This window comes from Pseudonocardia pini (assembly GCF_013870575.1).
In the GTDB taxonomy this organism is placed as follows: Bacteria; Actinomycetota; Actinomycetes; order Mycobacteriales; family Pseudonocardiaceae; genus Pseudonocardia; species Pseudonocardia pini.
This window is the reverse complement of sequence record NZ_JACBXB010001082.1, coordinates 1-1396: the sequence shown is the minus strand read 5'-3', so window position 1 is coordinate 1396 and position 1396 is coordinate 1. Positions and strand designations below refer to the sequence as shown.

The 1396-nt window shown below is 74.5% G+C and carries 2 protein-coding genes; both read left to right on the top strand.

Translation table 11 applies throughout. The annotated features are described in order from the left end of the window. The coding region (locus H5J29_RS32710; protein ID WP_181784759.1) for a response regulator at positions 1–585 on the top strand (585 nt) is incomplete at its 5' end. Between the two features lie 20 nt (positions 586–605). Continuing rightward, on the top strand, positions 606–1396 hold a 791-nt coding region (locus H5J29_RS32705), incomplete at its 3' end, for a hypothetical protein (protein WP_220188222.1).

The following is a 1396-nucleotide window of genomic DNA, read 5'->3' as shown; positions in this document are numbered from 1 at the left end:
GGCCGGGTCCTCGTCGTCGACGACAGCGGCATGAACCGCAGGCTGCTCGCCGCCGCGCTGACCGAGCTCGGGCACGAGGTGGACACCGCGGAGAACGGCAGGCGAGCGCTGGAACGCCTCGCGGAGGACGGCGGCTTCGACGTCGTCCTGCTCGACCTCCTCATGCCGGTGCTCGACGGCTACTCCACGCTCGCCGAGATCAAGGCCGACCCCGCGCTCGAGCACCTGCCGGTGATCATGGTGTCCGCGGTGCAGGACCTGGAGAGCGTGGTGCGCTGCATCGAGCTCGGCGCCACGGACTACCTGCCCAAACCCTTCAGCGCGGCGATGCTGCGCGCCCGGCTGCGCTCCTCGCTGGCGGCCAAGCGGCTCCGCGACGTCGAGCGGGACAACCTGCGCCGCATGGAGGACATCCTGGCCGACGAGCCGGACCGGCTGGCGGCGGAACGGGACCGGGACGACGTCGTCGGGCGGATGGCGCGGCGGCTGAGCGACATGAGCCGGGAGGTCGCCGAGCGCGAGACCGCGCTGCGGGCCGAGATCATGGCGCTCCGCAGCCAGGTCGCGCGGGCCTCCGGGGAATGAGCGGGAGAGGGGACGGCCGGGTGAAGGGGCTGCCCGGCGCGAGCGTGCCCGAGACGAGCAGGCTGGGCGCCCGCGGCTCGCTCAAGCGCCTGCTGACCCTCGGCCTCGGCCTGGGCGGGGTGCTGCTGGCGGTGGTCCTGCTGGTCAGCCTGTTGGCCGAGCAGAGCATGCAGGACGCGAGCGACGCCGAAGCCCGGCGCTCGGAGTCGCTGCGGCTGGCCTACGAGCTGCGGCAGACCTCGGACGACCTGACCCGGATGGCCCGGTCCTACGTCGCCACCGGCGAGCCGCGCTACCTCGACTGGTTCCGCGAGATCCTCGCGATCCGGGCGGGCACCGCACCGCGCCCGGTGAACTACGACGGCATCTACTGGGACGTCGTCAGCGACACCGGGCAGCGGCCCACCCCCTTCGAGCCGCCCGCCGCCTTCGCCGCGCTCGCCGCGGGGGCCGGGTTCACCTCCGTCGAGCAGGGGCTGCTCGCCACCGCGCAGGCCCGCTCCGACGCCCTCGCCGGCATCGAGGAGCAGGCGTTCACCCTGGTCGCGGCCACCCCGCCGGACCGCGAGCGGGCCACGGCCGTCCTCTACGACGCGACCTACCTGCACGCCAAGGCCGAGATCATGGGGCCGATCGGGCAGGTGATCACGCTCGTCGACACCCGGACCGCGCAGGAGACCGGCGAGGCCGGGAGCCGTGCCCGGGGCTGGTCGGCGGCGGCGATCACCGTGGCCGTGCTGCTGCTGGCGGGGATGGCCGTGCTCGTCGCCTGGACCCGGCGGTCCGTGCTGCGCCCGGTCGGCGAGCTCGA